Here is a 19,787-nt window from a genome sequence, read left to right as displayed (position 1 = left end):
CCCACCGGCCCGATCGAAGGGACGTCCGCATGACGACCACCCTCGACAATGCCCAACCGACGACCGATGACTCCGACGTGCTCGGCACGCTGATCGACGAGGTGATCCGACCCCAGGCGGGGACCGTCGACCGGGACGGGGCCTTCCCCCGGCAGGGCGTCGATGCCCTGGGCGCGGCCGGCCTGCTCGGCCTGGCCTCGTCGCCCGAGGTCGGTGGGGGCGGCCAGGGCATGCGTACGGTCGCCGAGCTCATCGAACGGCTCGCCGCCGAGTGCGGGTCCACGGCGATGGTGGTGCTCATGCACTACGCGGCGACCGCCGTCATCGAGGCGCACGGCCCGCGTGAGGTCCGTACGGCCATCGCCTCCGGCGGCCACCTGACCACGTTGGCGTTCTCCGAGTTCGGCTCGCGCAGCCACTTCTGGTCGCCGACCGGCACCGCGGCGGCGACCGACGACGGCTCGGTACGGCTCGACGCCCGAAAGAGCTGGGTCACCTCGGCCGGCGAGGCGAACAGCTACGTCTGGTCGAGCCTTCCGTTGACCCCCGGGGCGGGGCCGATGACGCTGTGGCTCGTGCCGGCCGACAGCCCGGGCCTGACTGTCGCCGGTGACTTCGACGGGCTCGGCCTGCGCGGCAACGGCTCCCGGCCGATGACGGCCGACGGGCTCCGGGTTCCCGCCGACGCGATGATCGCCGCCGACGGCGCCGGCCTCGACACCGCGCTCGGCGTGGTCCTGCCCTGGTTCCTGGTGCTGAACGCCGCGTTCTGCCTCGGCCTCGCCGACAGTGCGGTCGCCGAGGCCGGCCGGCACCTCACCGGCACCACGCTCACACACACCGGAGCGGCACTTCGCGACGCGCCCGTCACCCGACGCGCCTACGCCCAGCTGAAGATCCGCACCGACGCTCTGCGGGCCTTCCTCGGCGACACCCTCACCGCGCTGGAGACCAGCCGGGAGGACGCGATGCTGCGGGTGTTGCAGGTCAAGGCGCTCGCCGGCGAGACGGTCGCCGGGGTGACCGACGGCGCGATGCAGCTCTGCGGCGGCAGCGCGTTCCGTAAGGAGTTGGGTTTGGAGCGCCGCTTCCGCGACTCCCGCGCGGCCCGGGTGATGGCACCGACCACCGACGCCCTGCACGACTTCGTCGGCCGGGTCGCCACCGGGCTGCCACTACTCGACGAGGCCAACCGCTGATGCCGGCGCCGACTGTCCTGATGGGCGCGGTCGCGTACGACCCCAAGGTGGTGACCATCTGGGAGGGCTTCCGCACCTGGCTGCGGGGGCGGGGCCTGGATTTCGACTTCGTCCTCTACTCCCACTACGAGCGGCAGGTCGAGGACCTCGTCGCCGGGCGGATCGACGCGGCGTGGAACTCGCCCCTCGCCTGGCTCCGGGCCGAGCGGCTGGCGGCGGCCAACGACGTCGCCGTGTCCGCTCTCACCATGCGCGACACCGACCGGGACCTCAGCTCGGTCGTGGTGGTGCGCGCCGACTCGCCGGTGCGACAGGTCGAGGACCTCGCCGGCCTGGTGGTCGGCGTCGGCGCCGTGGACAGTCCGCAGGCGACGCTGATCCCGCTGGGCCACCTCGCGGCGGCCGGGGTCGACGTCGACGTGCGCCGGTTCGACGTCGGCGTCGGCCTGCACGGCGACCACATCGGTGGGGAGCGCGACGCCGCCCGGGCCCTGCTGGCCAAGGAGGTGGACGCGGCCTGCATGATCGACGCCAACCATCTGGCGTTCGTCCAGGAGGGCACACTGCCGCCCGACGGCACCCGGATCATCGCGCAGACCGCGCGGTACGACCACTGCAACATGACGGTCCGCGAGCCGGCGTCCCCCGGGGTCCAGCTCTTCGGCACGTTGCTGCGCGGCATGTCGTACGCCGACCCGCAGGTCCGGCCGTTGCTCGATCTCGAAGGGCTCACCGCCTGGGAGGCCGGCCGCACCACGGGTTACGACGCTCTCGCCGAGGCGGTCGACGCGACCGGGTTCTACGCCCCGGACGGGCGGGTGACGGCTCCGGACTACCGACCATGAGCACCGCGCCGGCCGCCGACGCCGAGGTCAACCTCGGCGGGCTGGGCTTCGGCCGGGGCGCGCACCTGCTGGTGAAGCGTGCCCTGGCCGGGTTGCCGCCCGGTGGCCGGCTGGCGGTCTCCGGTCGGGATCCCGCCCTGGCCGTACACCTGCCGGCCTGGTGCCGCGGTCGGGGTCACCGGGTCGAGTGGCCGGATCCGGCGGACCGCGGCGACCTGGTGGCGGTGGTCGTTCGCGGCGGGGCCGACGACGACCGCTGGTTCGGTGCGGAGCGGGCCGGGCCCGCCCTGCCGTCGGCGCTCAGCAGCCGGCCACCGCCCCGCTGGGGGCTCGGCGCGCGTGGCGCGCTGCTGGAGGCCGGCGGCCCCGAGGCCCGGTTCGACCTGGACGACCGCGATCTGGTGTGGGCCGACGTCGCGCCCAAGCTGTACGCGCAGGCAGCCGCACGGCAGTGGGACCCGGAGGCCGCGGTGCCGTGGGACGAGGCGTTCACCCTGCCGACGGACGTCGAGGCCGCGGTGGTGCAGGTAATGACCTACCTCGTCGAGAACGAGCAGGCCGCACTCGTCGTGCCCGCACGGTTCGTGGGGCGGATCCACCCGCACTTCCGCGAGGTGATGCAGCTTCTCGCCGTGCAGATGGCCGACGAGGCTCGGCACATGGAGGTGTTCACCCGACGGGCCCTGCTGCGGGGCGCGGAGCTGGGCACGTCGTCGGCCGGCGGCCGCCAGTCGCTCTTCACGCTCGTCGCCGAGTCCGACTTCGCGCTGGCCTCGTTCCTGCTCTCGGTGCTGGGCGAGGGGAGCTTCGTCGACCTCCTGTCGTTCCTGGAGCGCAACGCTCCGGACCCGGTGACCCGCCGGATCTGCTGGCTGGCGATGCAGGACGAGCGCCGGCACGTGGTGTTCGGCATGGCGCACCTCGAACACCAGGCGACGGTGGACCCGCTGCTGCGCGACCGGCTGCGTGCGGCCATCCACCGCCGCCACGACGCGCTCGTCGACACCGCGGGCCTCAACGCGGACGTCTTCGACGCGCTCGTGCTGCTCGCGGCGGGAAGCTGGCACCCCGATGACGTGTCGGCCGGCTTCGACCGGGTGCAGGAGTTGCAGAACGCGATGGATCAGGGCCGCCAGCGCCGGCTGGTCCGGCTGGGCTTCCGCCCCGACGAGGCCGCCGCGCTCTCCGCCCTGCACACCCGCAACTTCATGTAAGGAGTACGCGGGCCGGAAGGAGGGATGCCGCCCGTGCCAGCGCGCCGAGCCTCGTAGGGTGAGGGCATGGCTGAACGACCTCTGACCCTGATGGCGGTGCACGCCCACCCCGACGACGAGGCGACGAGCACCGGTGGTGTCCTTGCCCGCTACGCGGCGGAGGGGGTCACGACGGTGCTGGTGACCTGTACCGACGGCCGATGTGGCGACGGCCCGGGCGGGGTCAAGCCCGGCGACCCGGGGCACGACCCGGCCTCCGTGGTGGCGATGCGCCAGGCCGAGTTGGAGGCCAGCTGCGAGGTCTTGAAGGTCACCCACCTGGAGACGCTCGGCTATGCCGACTCCGGAATGATGGGTTGGCCGACGAACGACCAGCCCGGCGCGTTCTGGATCACGCCGGTCGACGAGGCGGCGGACCGGCTGGCCGAGCTGATCCGACAGTACGAGCCGGACGTCATCGTCACCTACGACGAGAACGGCTTCTACGGCCACCCGGACCACATCCAGGCCCACCGGATCACGATGGCCGCCGTCGCGAAGACCGACGTCCCCGCGAAGGTGTACTGGACGACCGTGCCCCGCACGGCCCTCGGCGAGTTCGGCCGGATCATGCGGGAACTCGGCGTCGAGTGGGCCGAGCCGGACGAGTCGGAGCCGCAGCTCGGGCTGCCCGACGACGAGATCACCACCTGGGTGGACACCAGCAGCTACGGCACGCAGAAGTACGACGCGCTGGCCACACACGCCAGCCAGACCGAGAACATCTTCTTCCTCCAACTGGGCCGGGAACGGTTCACCGAGCTGATGGGCATGGAGACCTTCGTCCGGGTCCGGGACGTCACGGGCGCTCCGACACCCGAGAACGACCTTTTCGCCGGGCTACGCTGACCGGAGGGCCGACTGGCGTACGCCGGGGGCGGCTGCCACCATCGTCGGCATGCCCGTTGCCCGTCGTACGCTGCTCGGGGCCGGCCTGGCCGCCACGGCCGCCGCCCTCACCGGCTGCGGCGAGAAGGGCGGACCGGCCCCGGGCTGGACCGACCCCGGCGACTCGGTCACCGCGACCGACGCCGCCGGCAACCGGGTGGGTTTCGGCGCGGCCGGTAAGGCCCCGGCGCCGAGCGGCACGCCCAGCGGCACCCCGGCGCCGGGCGGCGGCACCCCGCCGGCCAACCAGGCCCGCTATGCCGCGGACGTGACCGCCCTGCTCCGGCGTCAGTTGCCCGCCACGCCGCAGACCCTGCGGCACAGCGGCTTCCCGGGCGCGGTCGCCACCGTCCTGGTGGACGGGAAGACGACGGTGCACACCGCCGTCGGGGAGGCACTCCGGTACGCGGCCGGCCCGAAACTGCTCCCGGCGGGCCAACGGGTCGCGATGCGCCCCGACTCCGTCTTCGACCTCGCCTCGGTCACCAAGGTCTACACCGCCATCCTGCTGCTCCAGCAGGTCGACAAGGGGCGGGTCGACCTCGCCGCCCCGGTCCGCGACTACCTGCCCGGCTTCACCGGCGTCGGCAAGGACCGGGTCACCGTCGAGATGCTGCTCACCCATACCAGCGGCCTCCCGGTCGGTGCCAAGGTCACCGGCCTGCCCGATGACGCGGCCCGTTGGAACGCCGTGCTCGCCACCCCGCTCGTCTCCGGCGCCGTGCCCGGGAGCACCTTCCGCTATTCGAGCGTCGGACTCATGGCCGCCGGCAAGATCGTCGAGAAGGTCACCGGCCAACGCCTCGACCAGGCCCTCAAGACCAACCTCACCGGGCCACTGGGCCTACGGGACACCGGCTTCAAACCCAACACCTGGCTGTCCAGCGGCGCCAAGGCCACCCGGCTGGTCGCCACCGACGCCCGCTCCTCCCGTGGCCTGCTGCGCGGCGTCGTCCACGACGATGTCGCCAACCACCTCGGCGGCGTCGCGGGCCACGCCGGCATCTTCGCCACCGCCACCGATCTCGCCGCCATCGGCCAACTCCTGCTCAACGGCGGCACCTACCAGGGCAGGCGCATTCTCGCCGCGGGCACCGTCCGACGGATGCTCACCAACCACAACGCGGGGAAACCCGCCATCGACCCGGAGCGCCCCAACCGCACCGCCGCCCACGGCCTCGGCGTCGTCCTCAACCAGCCATGGTTCATGGGCCGGCTCGCCTCCGCGCGGACCTTCGGGCACACCGGCTTCGCCGGTCCCTCGCTGCTGGTCGATCCCGACCGCAAGCTCGTGCTCGCCCTGCTCACCAACCGGGCCCACCCGAACTGGAGCTGGGCGAACCCCGACCCGGTACGCGCCGCCGTCGGCGACGCCCTCGCCAAGGCCGTGAGCTGAGGGCACTGGCCCGGCACGCATCGCGGGGCAGCACCACCCGCATCGGAGTGTGACAATGCCATGATGTCGGTGCCAGGGCGTACCCTCCGCGCCATCTGTGCCGCCGCCTGTGCCGTGGCCCTGGTGACGGGCTGCCCCGGCACACCGAAAGGCGGTCCGGCCGCTGCCCCGACGACGTCCCCGCCACCACCGCCGTTCGACGTCGAGACCGTGCAGGCACTACTGCTGCCGCCGGAGGGCCTCGGGACCGGCTGGAAGGGCTACGACTGGCCGTACGACGGGACCCTCCCGGCGCTGTGCACCTACCTACCGGAGCCGCTGCGCAAGCCCGGTGACCAGGTCGAACCCAAGACGCCCGGTGATCCTCAGGTGCTCACGGTGACGGCGAAAGCGGATGTGACGGACGACGGCATAGGCCAGGAGCGCCCCCGGTTCCGTTTCCAGTTCGCGCTGGTCTACCCGGACGAGGATGCGGCGGTGGCCAGTCTCGCCGAGTTGCGGGCGGTGGCCGACGCCTGCCCGAAGAAGGTGCACATCCCGCGGTGGAAGCAGGACGGCAGAACGATGGCGTCCTACGACGAGTTCGTCGAGGTCCGCCCGCTGACCGAGCGCGACTGGCCCGGCTTCCTGGTGAAACGGCACCCGGTCTACGAGAAGACCACGTCCACCAGCGACAACGTCGCTCTCGCGGTGCTGCAAAACCGCAACCTGGTCCTGCTGCTGCGGTACTACGCGTTGTCGTCGACCAGGTCGGACCCGGCCTTCGACGGCGAGTGGGACGAGTTCCGCACGGCGGTTCTGGCGCGCTTCGCCTGATCCGTGACCGCGCGCGGGACGCGCGGTCACCGGCGGCGACCATCGATTGACAAGACATCGACGTACTGTTATCTGTTAATACAGTTTCCTGATGTTTCGCGCCGCCCCGCCCCCCGAGGAGCACCATGATGCGCAAGAGGACAACCGCGTACGCCGTGGGCGCCCTGCTGATCGCCGTCGCGGCGATCGGCTACGGCCTACCGTCGGCCAGCGCGGCGACAGCCGGCCCGATCACCGGCCTCGGGGGCAAGTGCGTCGACGTGGCCGGGGCCAACCCGGCCAACGGCACCGCGGTCCAGCTCTGGGACTGCAACGGCAGCACGGCCCAGACGTGGACGGTCGGCAACTCCGACAACTCGATCCGGGCTCTCGGCAAGTGTCTGGACGTCACCGCCGCGTCGACCGCCAACGGCGCGAAGGTGCAGTTGTACGACTGCAACAACACCGGCGCCCAGAAGTGGACGCCCAGCAACGGCACTCTGGTCAACACCGGCTCCGGCAAGTGCCTGGACGTCACGGACCGCAGCACGGCCAACGGCGCCCGGCTCCAGATCTGGAGCTGCGCCGGCTCCACCAACCAGTTGTGGACCCTGCCCGGCGGTGGCGGCGGCACCCCCACCCCCACGCCCACTCCCCCGGCCGGCGCCAACCTCGACGACCCGGCGAAGAAGGACGTCGCCATGCAGATCGTCTCGGCGGCCGAGAACTCCTCGCTCGACTGGCGCGCGCAGTTCTCCTACATCGAGGACATCGGCGACGGGCGGGGCTACACGGCCGGCATCATCGGCTTCTGCTCCGGCACCGGCGACATGCTCGAACTCGTCGAGGCGTACACGCGCACCAAGCCGGGCAACGTGCTGGCCTCGTACCTGCCGGCGCTGCGCGCCGTTAACGGCACCCCCTCGCACGCCGGGCTCGACCCCAACTTCACCCGCGACTGGCGGACCGCCGCCACCGACGCGACGTTCCGGGCCGCCCAGGAGGCCGAGCGGGACCGGGTCTACTTCAACCCTTCGGTACGCGACGGAAAGGCCGACGGGGTCCGGGCGCTCGGCCAGTTCGCCTACTACGACGCCGCGGTGATGCACGGGTACGAGGGCATGCGGTCGATCCGCAACCGCGCGCTCGCCCGGACGCGGCCGCCGGCCCAGGGCGGTGACGAGCGGACCTGGCTCAACGCCTTCCTCGACGAGCGGGTCATCGAGATGAAGAAGGAGGAGGCCCACTCGGACACGTCCCGTGTCGACACGGCCCAGCGGGTGTTCCTCAACAACGGCAACTTCGGCCTGAACACGCCGCTGGTGTTCGCCGTCTACGGCGACCAGTACCGCATCGGTTGAGTTTCGCCCCCGGGATCGTCGGCATCCGCACGTCGGGCTCCAGCCAACTTCTCTTCGCCCGGCCGACACGCGCCGGGCGACCGCGTCCACGATTATTCGTTGCGATCTATCCGTTCCGGACGCAGGAGCACACCATGCTCGAGAGAAGCAGCAAGGCCCGGCGATCCCGGGTGGCGCGGGCGCTGGCAGCGGCAGGTGCCGCGGCGACGTTGGCCGCAGCACAGCTCGTGACGCCAGCGCCCGCGAGCGCCGCCGTCAGCCGGGCCGAGCTCGCCCTTCGCTGGGCCCCCATCCACTACCAGGACGTCGACGCCACCGGCAGCCACGCCCTGGGCGGCCAGTCCGACTACATCACCATGGTCGACTTCGACGGTGACCTGAACGGGCGCAACAACTGGGATCGGGCTGGCCAGAGCGGGACCTCGCTCGCGGCGTACGGGTACTACTCGGTCGTCGAGACCAGCACCCACTGGTACATCACGTACCTGTTCTTCCACCCTCGGGACTGGACGGACCACCCGTTCTTCGAGACCGAGCACGAGAACGACGCCGAAGGTGTGCTGTTCACGATCGAGCGCGACGGTTCGACGTACGGCGTGCTGCGCGGGGCCGTGACCGTGGCGCACACCGACTTCTTCTCCTACACGCCGACCGGCAGCACCTGGACCGGCGGCGGTGAGAGCGTCGACGGCACGCTGCAGCTCCAGGCTTCGCCGCACGACTCGTTTCAGCACCCGGTGACGGCGCAGGAGGCGCAGGGCCACGGCCTGAAGGCGTACCCGCAGTACAACATCAACGGTGACGGTCTGATCTACTACCCGTCCACCGTCGCCGAGACGCCGAGCAACGGCAACGACCGCGACGTGCGGTACCAACTGATCGACATGCTCGCCCCCGGCGGCCTGTGGGCGCAGCGGGCCACCCCGAGCCTGTTCGCCAGCCTCGGCACCTTCGCCGGTGACACCACCGGCGACTGCGGCTCGGGCACCTGGAGTTGTTCGACCAACTCGGCCAACGCACCCTGGGGCTGGGACGACGGCAACGACGTGCCGGCCCGGGGCGAGTTGGCCAGCGACCCCGCGAAGGTTGCCGCCGAGTACTTCACGATCCCGTCCGGCCTGTCCCGCACCTACACCTACAACCCGTACGCCAACGCCGCCGCGGCGCTCGCGGAGGCGGCCCGGACCGCACCGCCGAACGTCGACTGATTTCCTCTCGTCGTTGACGAGGTGGCCGTCCCGGGCGGGCGGCCACCTCGTACACCCAGCGTTCCGGCGGCGGCCACGCTCACTCGAGCATGAGTTCGGGTGTGCTTCGTACCGTCCGATCATGACTGTCCTACCCGCACCATCCGCGCCCGACCGAGCCATGGCGCGGCCCCTCGCCACGCGTACCCGGGTCGCCGCCGCCGTCACCGCGCTCGCCGTCACCGGCGTCGCCGTGGCCGTGACCGTCGCGACCTCGCCGCCCGCGACCGCCGAGCCGGGCAACGTCGTGGTCTCGGAGAACTTCACCTCCGGGTCGCTGCCCGCCGGCTGGAACGCGGTCGACGGCACCTGGAAGGTCGAGAACGGCCGGCTGTACGGAACCTCCGCCAGCTCCAGCGAGAACAACAAGATCACTTTCGGGCGGCACCTGAACGACTTCCGACTCGAGGCGACCATGCGCTTCGAATCGGTCTCCGCCGCCACCCGTTGGGCCTCGCTCGGGATCGACGTGCCGGCGGACGGCGCCACCCCGTGGTGGATCGCCACCATGCGCAGCGGCACCACCGCCGCCAACGGCCTCGAATTCGCCCAGCGGACCGCGGCCAACGCCTGGGTCGTGACGAACACCGCCTCGGCACCGTACGCCGCCGGCACCGGCCGGGACGTCCGCGTCGCGGTCGAGGTGCACGGAAACCAGGCCCGCTGGATCTTCGACGGGCGGGAGGCGATGCGCACGAGCAGCCTGCAGCGTTCCGCCAACGGGGTGCAGGGGCTCTTCGTCAACGGCGCCACCGTCTCGTACGACGACGTCACCGTCACCGAGCTGGCCCCGAACGGCTACCTGCGCCCCGAGGGCAGCCCGTTCACCGTGATCGCGCACCGCGGCGCGTCCGCCGCCGCGCCGGAGAACACCCTGGTCGCACAGGAGATCGCACGCAGGGGCGGTGCCGACTGGATCGAGAACGACGTCCAGCCGAGCAAGGACGGAATCCCGTTCATCCTGCACGACGACACCGTCGACCGGACCACCGACGGGACCGGCCGGATCCGCGACCTGACCGCGGCCCAGATCAAGGCGCTCGACGCCGGCTCCTGGTTCGGCCCGCACTACGTCGGCGAGCGGGTGCCCACCCTGGCCGAACAGCTCGCCGACCTGCGGACCCGGGGCGGCAACCTGCTGGTGGAGATCAAGGGCAAGCACACGAAGGACGAGGTCGCGACGATCATCCAGGTGATCCGCGACGAGCAGATGATGGGTCGGGTGTTCATCCAGAGCTTCGAGGTCGACGCCCTGAGGTACACCTTCGAGCTCGCCCCCGAACTGCCGCTCGGCCTGCTGCGCAGCAACCTCGACGCCGACCCGGTGGCGATCTCCAAGGAACTGCACCTGACCGCGTACAACCCGGACGGCAACGCGCTGCTGGCCAAGCCGGAGGTCGTCGGCCCGCTGCACGCCGCCGGCGTCGCCGTGATGGCCTGGACGATGGACTCCGCCGGTCTCTGGCAGCGGCTGGAGCGGATCGGCACCGACGCGATCATCACCAACCGCGCGTCCGAACTGGTCGGCTGGAACTCCGGGTTCCTCCAGCGGCCCGCCGCCGACCCGACCGTGACGATCACCTCGCCGGTCGACGGTGCGAAGCTGGACCGGGCCCAGTCTCCGGTGATCGCGGTCGCCGCGACCAACGCGGACACCGTCACCGTGACGCTGGACGGGAGGAAGTCGGCGGCCGGGCGCAAGCTCGACCTGGCCAAGCTGATCGCCGGTAAGCACACCGTGCGTACCGAGGTGACCGGCCCCGAGGGAACCGCGATCGCGACCAGCACGTTCACCGTGACGGTGAGCCAGGCCGGGCTCGGATACCTGATCCTCACCTCCGGCGCCGACGCGACCGCCCTCAGCGCGATGACCATCAAGCTGGCGCACGCCCAGTACGCCGAGCTGGCCACCTACGCGGACCGGCAGGCCGGAAAGCTGGTGCCGGCCGAGGTCGCCAGCGTCATCGCCGCGGATGCCCGGACCCTCGCGCTGCGGTAGCACGCGCGTCATAGCGGAAGTCCCCGCCGCCCTCCCCGGCGGCGGGGACTCCCCCATTGCTACGAGCTGACGCGCGTGGTCACTGCTTGCGCAGCGGAGCCAGCGCGGTGCTCCAGGCCACGACCTGGTCGAGGGTGACGTGCAGCGTGTCCTTCTGGTGCTCACCCGGCTTGAAGACGCTGAAGTTCTCGAAGTCGGTGAAGAGCGACAGCGCCACCTGGGACCGCACGTCGGCCATCTGCAGCTCGCCGGAGATCAGACGCAGGTGCTCCACGGCACGCGCGCCGCCGACCGAGCCGTAGCTGACGAACCCGACGGCCTTGTTGTTCCACTCGCCGTAGAGGAAGTCGATCGCGTTCTTCAGGGCACCCGAGGTGGAGTGGTTGTACTCGGGCGTGACCATCACGAACCCGTCAAACGACGCGATGGTGTTGGCCCAGCGCAGCGTGTGCGGCTGGGTGTACTGGCCCATCGAGGGCGGGTACGCCTCGTCGAGGTGCGGGAGCTGGTAGTCGAGCAGGTCGATCAGCTCGAACTCCGCGTCGGTGCGCTGCTTGGCGTTGTCGAGAACCCAGCGGGCCACGGCCTCGCCGTTGCGTCCCGGGCGGGTGCTGCCAAGGATGATGCCGATCCTGGTCATGGTGAATCCCCTTCAAGGTGCGTACCTGGCGACCCGAACGCTATCCAGTGATTGCTTGGTCAAGCAAACTTTGGCGCTGTGGGTGCCGTCACGCCCGAACGAGACCTTTGTTGGCTCAAGCAACTATGCTGGATGCCATGCCAGGCACTCCCGCCGAACCCCTGCGGCCCCTCAGCCCCGACGAGGAGACGCTCGTCCGCGCCCTGGGCCAGCTGATGTACGTGCTGCCCCGCACGATCGACGCCGACATGATCGGCGAACGCCAGCTGCCCCTGACCGAGTACAACGCCCTGCGGGTCCTCTCCGAGGCGCCCGGCCGCCGGATGCGGATGAACGAGCTCGCCGCCGAGTGCCAGCTCTCCCTGAGTGGGATGACCCGCACCATCATCCGACTGGAGACCCAGGGCCTGGTCGAGCGCGCCCGGAGTGACGAGGACGCCCGGGGCTGGAACGCCGTCCTCACCGACGCCGGCTTCGCCCGCCTGCAGGAGTCCTGGCCGAGCCACCTGACCGCCGTGCGACGACGGTTCCTGGACCACTTCGCGGGCTTCGACCTGGTCGAGCTGGCCCGCGCGTTCCGGAAGGTCGGAACGGGCGAGTGAGCCCGGCCATGGGCCGCTGACAGCACCGTGTCGGTACCGGTGTCGGTGGCGTGTCGGGGCGGTGTCAGGCGACCCGGGCACGCTCTACGGCATGACAGCTGACCTGGTGATCGAGGCCGAGGGCCTCGTCAAGAGTTTCGGGAAGACGAGGGCGCTACAGGGCGTGGACCTCGCCGTGCCCCGGGGAACGGTGCTCGGGGTGCTCGGCCCCAACGGCGCCGGCAAGACCACCGCCGTACGCATCCTCTCCACGCTCCTGACCCCGGACGGCGGCACCGCCCGGATCAGCGGCTTCGACGTCGTACGCGACGCCGAGCGGGTCCGGCAGACCATCGGCCTCACCGGCCAGTACGCCTCGGTCGACGAGGACCTGACCGGACGGCAGAACCTGGAGCTGTTCGGCACGCTGCTGGAGCTGGGTCGCGCCGGCGCCCGCCGGCGGGCCGCCGAACTGCTCGACTGGTTCGACCTGACCGCCGCTGCCGACCGGCAGGCCAAGACCTACTCCGGCGGCATGCGACGGCGGCTCGACCTGGCCGCCAGCCTCGTCGGCTCGCCGGACGTGATCTTCCTGGACGAGCCGACGACCGGGCTCGACCCGGCCAAGCGTGAGGACATGTGGGACGTGGTGCGGTCGCTGGTCACCAACGGCTCGACCGTCCTGCTCACCACACAGTACCTGGAGGAGGCCGACGCGCTCGCGGACGCGATCACGGTGATCGACCACGGCCGGGTCATCGCGTACGACACACCCGAGGGCCTCAAGCGGGTGGTCGGCGGTCAGACGCTCGAGGTGCGGCCGACCGACCCGGCACACCTGCCCCGGATCGCGTCGATCCTGTCCGAGGTCAGCTCCGGCGCGCAGGCCGACGAGATCCGCAAGGGCGTGCTCGCGGTGCCGGTCAGCGATGACGCGGCCCTGACCGAGAGCGTCGCGCGGTTCGCCAGCGCCGGCATCGCGGTCACCGAACTCTCCCTGCACCTGCCGAGCCTCGACGAGGTGTTCTTCACCCTCACCGGGCGTACGGCATCCGAAGACGACACCACGAGCCCGAAGGAGGTCGCCGCATGAGCACCCTGACCGGCGCACCACCCACGACCAGCCGCGCGCTCTCGACGGCCGTGTCGAACCCGCGACCGTTCCGGCTGGTCCGACACTCACTGGCGCTCGCCAAGCGCAGCCTCATCAAGACCTGGCGTACGCCCGAGGCGCTCATCGACGTCACGCTGCAACCGGTGCTGTTCCTCATCATCTTCGTCTACATCTTCGGCGGCGCGGTCGCCGGTTCCACCCACGACTACCTGCAGTTCCTGCTGCCCGGAATCCTGGCGCAGACCATCGCCACCGGTGCCATCGCGATCGGCGTCAACCTCAACACCGACATCGCCAAAGGCATCTTCGACCGGTTCCGGTCGCTGCCGATCCCCCGCTCCGCGCCCCTGGTCGGCGCGGTCCTGGGCGACGTCGTCCGGTACGTGATCGTCACGATCTCGACCCTCGCGATCGGCTACCTGCTCGGCTTCCGGATCGACTCCGATCCACTGCGGGCGATCGCCGGCTGCCTGCTGGCGGTGCTGTTCGCGCTCTGCCTGAGCTGGCTGCCGGTCTTCGTGTCGATGAAGGTGCGTACCCCCGGCGCCGTACAGGGCCTGATGTTCGCGCTGATCATGCCGCTGAGCTTCGCGTCCAACGTGTTCGTCAGCGCCGACACCCTGCCCGGCTGGATGCAGGCCTTCGTGGACGTCAACCCGATGACCCACCTGGTGGCAGCGGTGCGCGGGCTGTTCCTCGGCACTCCGGTCGGCTCGCACGTGTGGTGGACGCTCGCCTGGTGCGCCGGCTTCGTGGCGATCTTCATGCCGCTGGCGCTGCGCGCGTACCGCAAGAAGATCTGACCTAGGCGAGCAGGTCGTCCATCAGCTCGCGGATCCGGGCGGTGACCGCGCCGACCGGTCGCTCGCGCCACGCGGCCAGCAACGGCTCACGCTGCTCCTCGTCCCCGAGGGCGGCGGTGAGCCGTTCGGCGTCTCCGGGTGGAGCGAGGAACCCGAGGTGGGTGCCGATCCGCGTGCCGAGCACGACCAGTTCCCGTACGGTCCCGATGTCACCCCGGTACGCCGCGAGTTCGGCCCCACCCAGCCCCCACGACCCGATCACCGGGAGGTCCCGCGACGCCAGCGCGTCGTCGCGGGCGAGCGCCAGCAACGCGACCGCTCGGGCGTCGGCGTCCACCCGCGAGGACGGCCACACCTGCGCCACCCGCAGGTGCAGGACCGCCACCGCGACCCGCAGGATGGCCCGCGGCTGCCGGGGCTCGCCGGACAACGCGGCCAGGTTCCGGGTCACCTCGTCGGCGTAGCCCAGGGCCTCCTCGTACCGCTCGCGCTGCCAGGCGAGATGGGCCAGTCCGAGGCGCGCCTGCGCGGCGTCCATCTCCTCGGCGTGGCCCGGTACGGCCGTCTCACGCAGCCGGCCCTCCGCCTCCGGATCGCCGGACAGCGCGAGTTGCACGTCCAGGCGCACCCGGATCGACCGGGCGTCCTGCGTCGCGCCGATCAGTTCCATGTGCCGGAGGCTGCGCGCCAACCACTCGGCCGATCCGTTCCCGTGCACGATCATGAACTGCCCGGCGGCCCCGGCGGCCATCGCCATGCCCCAGTGGTCGCCGACGACCTCGAAGCGCTGGTACGCCTGCTCGGCGTCGGCGATCGACTCCTCGGACATGCCGCCGTTCTCCCGGATCGCCGCGCGGGCGAACAGGCCGAGCCCCTGCACGTACGGGTCCGGGTGCGCGATCAGCTCGGCGGTGCCCTTCATGCTCTCGTCCGGGTCGTACGAGTCGAACGCCGGCAACGCCGACGCGAGCACGGTCTGTCGGGACGACACCTCGTCGGGCCGCTCGGCGAGCAGCGTCCGCAGCGTCCGTCGGGCGAGTACGGCGAGCCGGAGGTCGCCGCTGACGCCGGCGTTGACCCCGACCAGCATCCCGATCCAGGCGAGCCGGTCGGCGTCGGGCAGTGGTCGTCCAGCGGCCCGGCCGTGCGTGATCGCCGAGTGTCGCCGCCAGTGCGGGTCGTCGACGCGCAGCAGGATCCGCGCCCAGTTGGTGACCTCGAGGTGTAGTCCGTGCACCGTCCAGAGGTGGAACAGCACGGTGGCGACGTCGACCGCGGCCGGCTCGTCGTCCTGTTCGAGTGCCCAGCGCAGAGCCGCGATCAAATTGTCCTGTTCGGCGGCGCAGCGGGCGATCGCCTCGATCTGGCCCGGGCCGACGAAGTGGCCGGCGAGCCCGACCGCCTCCTCCCGGGCCCACCCGACCAGCCCGTCCATGGCCGGATTCCGCTCACCGACCGCGTCGAGACGGGCTTCGCCGTACTCCCGGACGGTCTCCAGCATCCGGTAGCGGGGCGGGCCGTCCCCCTCGACCAGGGTCAGCAGGGACTGCTCGACGAGCGTCGCCAGACCACGTCGTACGTGCGGGGTCCGCGCGACCGCGGCGGCCAGGTCGGCGGTGAACGGCGCGGGGATGACCGCGATCCGCTGGAGCAGCTCACGGTCGTCCGGCGCGAGCAGTTCCCGGCTCCAGTCGACCATCGCCCACAGGCTCGCGTGCCGCTCGGGCAGGCCGCGCAGTGCGTCGTCGAGCAGCGCGAACCGGTCGGTGAGCCCGGCGAGCACGTCGTCGATCGGCATGTGCCGCAGCCGCGCGGCGGCGAGTTCCAGCGCCAGCGGCAGGTTGTCGAGCCGGTGACACAGTTCCAGCGCCCGCGCGGTGTCCCAGGTCGGCACCGCACCGCCGGCCCGTGCCCGGGACTCGATCAGGGCTAGCGCGTCGGCGTCCGGCAACGCGGTCAGCCGGTGGACCAGCTCACCGGCCAGGCCGAGCGGGGCCCGGCTCGTCGCGAGCACGGCGACCTCCGGCGCGGTCACCGCGAGCAGGTCCGCGACGACGGTGGCCACCGCGTCGAGAACGTGCTCGCAGTTGTCCAACACGACCAGCCCGTCGAGGTCCGGCGCCACGGCGCGCAGCCGCTCCTCGGGGCTCAGCACCCGTCGTTCCAGGCCCAGGTTGTTGCCGGTCGCCGTGGTGTCCGCTCCGCCGAGTGCCGCGAGCACGGTGGGCAGCACCTCGTCGGGCGAGCGCAGACCCGCGAGCTCGATCACCCGTACCGGACGCCCGGCCGCCGCCGCCCGACGTGTCACCTCGGCCGCGAGTCGCGTCTTGCCCGCGCCACCGGTCGCCACGATCGTCACCAGGGGCGCCTCGGTGAGTGCCCCGCCCACGGCGGCGACGTCCCGTTCCCGACCGACGAGGACGGTCACCGGCCGACGCCACGCGGCGGGCAGTGCGATCCGCACCGGCTTGCGGGGTGCCGCCGCGACGGGCGGGGTGGTGAGCTCGCCGCGCAGCAGCGCCAGGTGTACCTGTGTGATGACGGGCGACGGGTCGGTGCCGTACCGGTCGGCCAGTTCGGCGCGAAGTCGTTCGATGACCTCCAGCGCCTCGGCGTCCCGGCCCTGGGCGGCGAGCACCCGGACGAGCAGGGCGGCCGACGGCTCGTCCGGTGGCGTACGCGCGACGAGCCGGCGCAGGTCGACCTCGTCGAACGGCCCCGCACCGGCCAGTGCCGCCTGTGCCCGCAGCGCGGCGACGTCCGCGAACAGGCGCGTGTCGTCGGCGGTGTCCAGCTCGGGGACCTCGGGGAACAGGCCGCGGGCCTGGTCGGCCGAGCTGCGGGCGGCGAGGACGTCGCCGGCGCCCAGCACGGTACGCCCGCGCTCGACGAGCGCCCGCGCCTCGACCGCGTCGACGGTGATCTCCTCGGCGGGCAGACGGTAGCCGCCCGGCACCGCGGCCACCGGCAGCCCGAGACGGCGTACCCGGGACACCAGCGCCTGGACCGCGCCGGTCGCGTCGTCGGGCGGGGTGCCGTCCCAGACGGCCTCCACGAGCAGCGTGGTGGAGACCGCCCGCCCGCGCGCGTCGACGAGGGCGCGGAGCACCGCGGCGAGCCGCTCGCCCCGGACCGGCCGTCCGTCGACGGCGAGCGGGCCGAGGATCGTGATCTGCACGGACCCAGCATCCCCCACGCGTGCTACGAACCGCCGGCCACCCACTGCGGGCCGGTGCTTCGGCGCTGTGCGCAGGAGTCGGCCACCGGCTCAGTTGCCGACGGCGACCGGCTCCCGGGCGCTCGTGCGTCGTTCGGCCGCGAAGCTGGCACCCGCCAGTCCCAGCCCGAGGACCGCCAGCACCAGGCCCACCCGGGCCGGTGCGAGGTAGCCGAGCCCGGCGGCGATGGCGACGCTGCCCAGGGCGGCGCCCAGGCTGTTCGCGATGTTCATGGCCGACTGGTTCACCGCGGCGCCCATCAGCTGCGCGCCCGGCGCGACCTGGATCAGGCGGCCCTGCAGGACCGGGCCCAGATAGAGGCTGGTCGCGCCGACCAGGAACGCACCCACGAAGAGGCCGACCCGGGTCGACGCGATGAGGCTGAACACGGCGATGCTCACGATCATCGCGACGAAGCCGATGATCATGTTGCGGCGCAGGTCCCGGTCGGCGAGCCAGCCGGCCAGGGCGTTGCCCACGGTCATGCCGAGACCCACCGCGACCAGCGCCCACGGCACGGTCGCGGCCGACAGGCCGGCGACGTCGGTGGTGACCGGCGCGATGTAGGAGTCGACCGCGAAGAACCCGGCGAAGCCGATCGCCCCGACGGCCGCGACCAGCCAGACCTGCGAGGTACGCAGCGCACGAAGTTCGGCCATCGGCGAGCCGTCGGCCGACGCGGCGACCTCCGGTACGACCGCCAGCACCGCCAGCAGGGTGAGCAGGAAGACTCCGGCGATGACCAGGTACGCGGCACGCCAACTGGCGGCCTGACCAAGTCGGGTGATCAGCGGTACGCCGACCACGTTGGCCGCGGTGAGGCCGCTGAGCACGGTGGCGAAGCCCCGGGCCTCGTTCCCGGGACCCATCAGCGTCGCCGCGAGCAGGCCGGCCGCGCCGAAGTACGCGCCGTGCGGCAGCGCGGCGACGAACCGCGCCACCAGCACCAGGCCGAACGTCGGGGCGATCGCGGAAGCGATCGTGCCGACGACGAAGAGCACGAGCAGCCCGAGTACGAGCTTCTTGCGGGGCAGCCGCGCGCTCAGCGCGGCGATCAGCGGTGCGCCCACGACCACGCCGAGCGCGTACGCGGTGATCATCCAACCCGCCCGGGCCACCGCGTCCGAGGACGACACGGCGTACTGCTCCGGAAGGAGGCCGCGTGCGATCTCGGGCAGCAGGCCCATCGCCACGAACTCGGTCAGGCCCACCGCGACGCCGCCCAGGGCCAGGGCGACCACCGCCGCGAGGCGACGACCTCTGCTCAACGAATCCACGGAGCGACTTTAGCAACAGCGTTGCGTAATATGGTGGTGAGATGACTCGCACGACTGCGGACGTGACGTTCCTGCGCGGCTACAACCAGGCACTGGTCATGGCCGTGGGACGCACCGTGCGGACGTTCGAACGGGCCACCGTCGTCACCGCCACCGGCCTGACACCGCAGGCCGTGTCCAAGGTCATCGCCCGGCTGATCGCGGACGGTCTGATCCGTACCGCCGGCGTCCGTCGCCCCACCATCGGCAAGCCCGCGGTCGTCTACGAACTGGTCCCGGACAGCCGGTACGCCATCGGCGCCCACGTCGCCCGACGCACCCTACGACTTGTCCTGGTCGACCTGGCCGGCACCGTGCACCACTCGGCGGTCCGCCCGCTGCCCGCCGACTTCACCCCGGAACAACTCCTGCACGCGCTGAAGTCCGGCATCGACGCGATCACCGACAGCACCGACGTTCGTGGCCGGCTGACCGGAGTGGGGCTCGGCATGATCGGCCCGCTGGACCATGAGCACGGGGTGGTCCGGGACGCACACGGCCTGCGGCACTGGCACGACGTACCCCTGAAGGAGATCGCGGAGGCGCACCTCGGCCTGCCGGTGCATCTCGACAAGGACGTGACCGCGGGCATCACGGCCGAGGCGTGGCGGCACGGCGGAACGTTCGGCGACGCCGCACTCATCATGGTCGAGTCGGGCATCGGCGGAGGCTTCTGGCTCGGCGGCACCGCCCACCGCGGCTCACACACCAACGCCGGCGAGTTCGGCCACACCGTCGTCCAACTGGACGGCCCCCTCTGCGTCTGCGGACGCCACGGCTGCCTGGAGATCGTCCACAACCAGGCCGCCGATGCCGGAGACCCCGCCCGAGCCGCCCACGTCCTGGCCGTCGGCGTCGTCAATCTGCTGCAGACCCTGGACCTCGCCCACGTCGTCCTCGCCGGTGCGGACCTGCTACGGCACGCGGACGTCTACCTCGCCGCGGTCGAGAAGGCCGTCCACGCGGACGCGCGACGCGCGGAGTGGCTCACCACGGACGTCACCGTGTCCAGCCTCGGGGCGGACGTGATCGCCGCGGGCGCCGCCATGCAGGTTCTCGACGAGCACTACGGCATCCCGGCTCTCGCGCAGCACTAGGGCATGTCTCGATGCCCCGGGTTCCGGGTTCCCGT

The 19,787-nt window shown here is 71.8% G+C and carries 16 protein-coding genes; 13 read left to right on the top strand and 3 right to left on the bottom strand.

The window, feature by feature from the left end:
* The first annotated feature begins 29 nt into the window (after positions 1–29).
* From ACFQGL_RS06660 to ACFQGL_RS06620, 9 genes are all read left to right on the top strand, one after another.
* Positions 30–1,199 carry an acyl-CoA dehydrogenase family protein gene (locus tag ACFQGL_RS06660; protein WP_377506941.1) on the top strand — a complete coding sequence of 390 codons (1,170 nt, stop codon included), beginning with the start codon at positions 30–32 and terminating at the stop codon, positions 1,197–1,199.
* Positions 1,199–2,044 carry a phosphate/phosphite/phosphonate ABC transporter substrate-binding protein gene (locus ACFQGL_RS06655; RefSeq protein WP_377506938.1) on the top strand — a complete coding sequence of 282 codons (846 nt, stop codon included), beginning with the start codon at positions 1,199–1,201 and terminating at the stop codon, positions 2,042–2,044. The genes ACFQGL_RS06660 and ACFQGL_RS06655 overlap by 1 nt, the downstream gene beginning before the upstream one ends.
* Complete coding sequence (locus ACFQGL_RS06650) at positions 2,041–3,258, top strand: ferritin-like domain-containing protein (protein ID WP_377506935.1); 1,218 nt, start codon at positions 2,041–2,043, stop codon at positions 3,256–3,258. The genes ACFQGL_RS06655 and ACFQGL_RS06650 overlap by 4 nt, the downstream gene beginning before the upstream one ends.
* A gap of 66 nt (positions 3,259–3,324) precedes the next feature.
* Entirely contained in the window at positions 3,325–4,146 is an 822-nt protein-coding gene (locus ACFQGL_RS06645; protein ID WP_377506932.1) for a PIG-L family deacetylase, read from the top strand.
* 49 nt (positions 4,147–4,195) lie between these two features.
* Positions 4,196–5,581: a serine hydrolase domain-containing protein gene (locus tag ACFQGL_RS06640; protein ID WP_377506929.1), complete on the top strand. Its 1,386-nt coding sequence runs from the start codon at positions 4,196–4,198 to the stop codon at positions 5,579–5,581.
* Between the two features lie 63 nt (positions 5,582–5,644).
* The gene (locus ACFQGL_RS06635; protein ID WP_377506926.1) at positions 5,645–6,397 is read left to right on the top strand and encodes a hypothetical protein; all 753 of its coding nucleotides are present in this window, start codon (positions 5,645–5,647) and stop codon (positions 6,395–6,397) included.
* A gap of 128 nt (positions 6,398–6,525) precedes the next feature.
* Complete coding sequence (locus ACFQGL_RS06630; RefSeq protein WP_377506923.1) at positions 6,526–7,737, top strand: chitosanase; 1,212 nt, start codon at positions 6,526–6,528, stop codon at positions 7,735–7,737.
* A gap of 134 nt (positions 7,738–7,871) precedes the next feature.
* Complete coding sequence (locus ACFQGL_RS06625) at positions 7,872–8,945, top strand: hypothetical protein (RefSeq protein ID WP_377506920.1); 1,074 nt, start codon at positions 7,872–7,874, stop codon at positions 8,943–8,945.
* 121 nt (positions 8,946–9,066) lie between these two features.
* Positions 9,067–10,983 carry a glycerophosphodiester phosphodiesterase gene (locus ACFQGL_RS06620; protein WP_377506917.1) on the top strand — a complete coding sequence of 639 codons (1,917 nt, stop codon included), beginning with the start codon at positions 9,067–9,069 and terminating at the stop codon, positions 10,981–10,983.
* Between the two features lie 79 nt (positions 10,984–11,062).
* Here ACFQGL_RS06620 and ACFQGL_RS06615 read toward each other — a convergent pair whose 3' ends face one another.
* Positions 11,063–11,623: an NADPH-dependent FMN reductase gene (locus tag ACFQGL_RS06615; RefSeq protein ID WP_377506914.1), complete on the bottom strand. Its 561-nt coding sequence runs from the start codon at positions 11,621–11,623 to the stop codon at positions 11,063–11,065.
* A gap of 137 nt (positions 11,624–11,760) precedes the next feature.
* Here ACFQGL_RS06615 and ACFQGL_RS06610 point away from each other — a divergent pair, with 137 nt between their 5' ends.
* The 3 genes from ACFQGL_RS06610 to ACFQGL_RS06600 all read left to right on the top strand — a co-directional run bounded on the left by ACFQGL_RS06610 (position 11,761) and on the right by ACFQGL_RS06600 (position 14,121).
* Positions 11,761–12,225: a MarR family winged helix-turn-helix transcriptional regulator gene (locus tag ACFQGL_RS06610; protein WP_377506911.1), complete on the top strand. Its 465-nt coding sequence runs from the start codon at positions 11,761–11,763 to the stop codon at positions 12,223–12,225.
* 91 nt (positions 12,226–12,316) lie between these two features.
* Positions 12,317–13,297: an ATP-binding cassette domain-containing protein gene (locus tag ACFQGL_RS06605; protein WP_377506908.1), complete on the top strand. Its 981-nt coding sequence runs from the start codon at positions 12,317–12,319 to the stop codon at positions 13,295–13,297.
* Positions 13,294–14,121, top strand: coding sequence for an ABC transporter permease (locus ACFQGL_RS06600; RefSeq protein WP_377506905.1), 828 nt, complete (start codon positions 13,294–13,296; stop codon positions 14,119–14,121). The genes ACFQGL_RS06605 and ACFQGL_RS06600 overlap by 4 nt, the downstream gene beginning before the upstream one ends.
* Position 14,122: 1 nt before the next feature.
* Here the strand turns inward: ACFQGL_RS06600 and ACFQGL_RS06595 are convergent, their stop codons facing one another.
* Together ACFQGL_RS06595 and ACFQGL_RS06590 are read right to left on the bottom strand one after the other, a co-directional pair.
* Complete coding sequence (locus ACFQGL_RS06595) at positions 14,123–17,299, bottom strand: BTAD domain-containing putative transcriptional regulator (protein WP_377506902.1); 3,177 nt, start codon at positions 17,297–17,299, stop codon at positions 14,123–14,125.
* 90 nt (positions 17,300–17,389) lie between these two features.
* Positions 17,390–18,616, bottom strand: a complete 1,227-nt coding sequence (locus tag ACFQGL_RS06590; protein WP_377506899.1) for an MFS transporter — start codon at positions 18,614–18,616, stop codon at positions 17,390–17,392.
* 41 nt (positions 18,617–18,657) lie between these two features.
* On the opposite strand from ACFQGL_RS06590, the gene ACFQGL_RS06585 reads away from it, so the two are divergent.
* Entirely contained in the window at positions 18,658–19,752 is a 1,095-nt protein-coding gene (locus tag ACFQGL_RS06585) for an ROK family protein (RefSeq protein ID WP_377506896.1), read from the top strand.
* Positions 19,753–19,787: the final 35 nt, after the last annotated feature.

The organism is Micromonospora vulcania (assembly GCF_042658605.1).
Classification (GTDB): domain Bacteria; phylum Actinomycetota; class Actinomycetes; order Mycobacteriales; family Micromonosporaceae; genus Micromonospora; species Micromonospora vulcania.
This window is presented reverse-complemented; position numbering and strand designations above follow the sequence as displayed.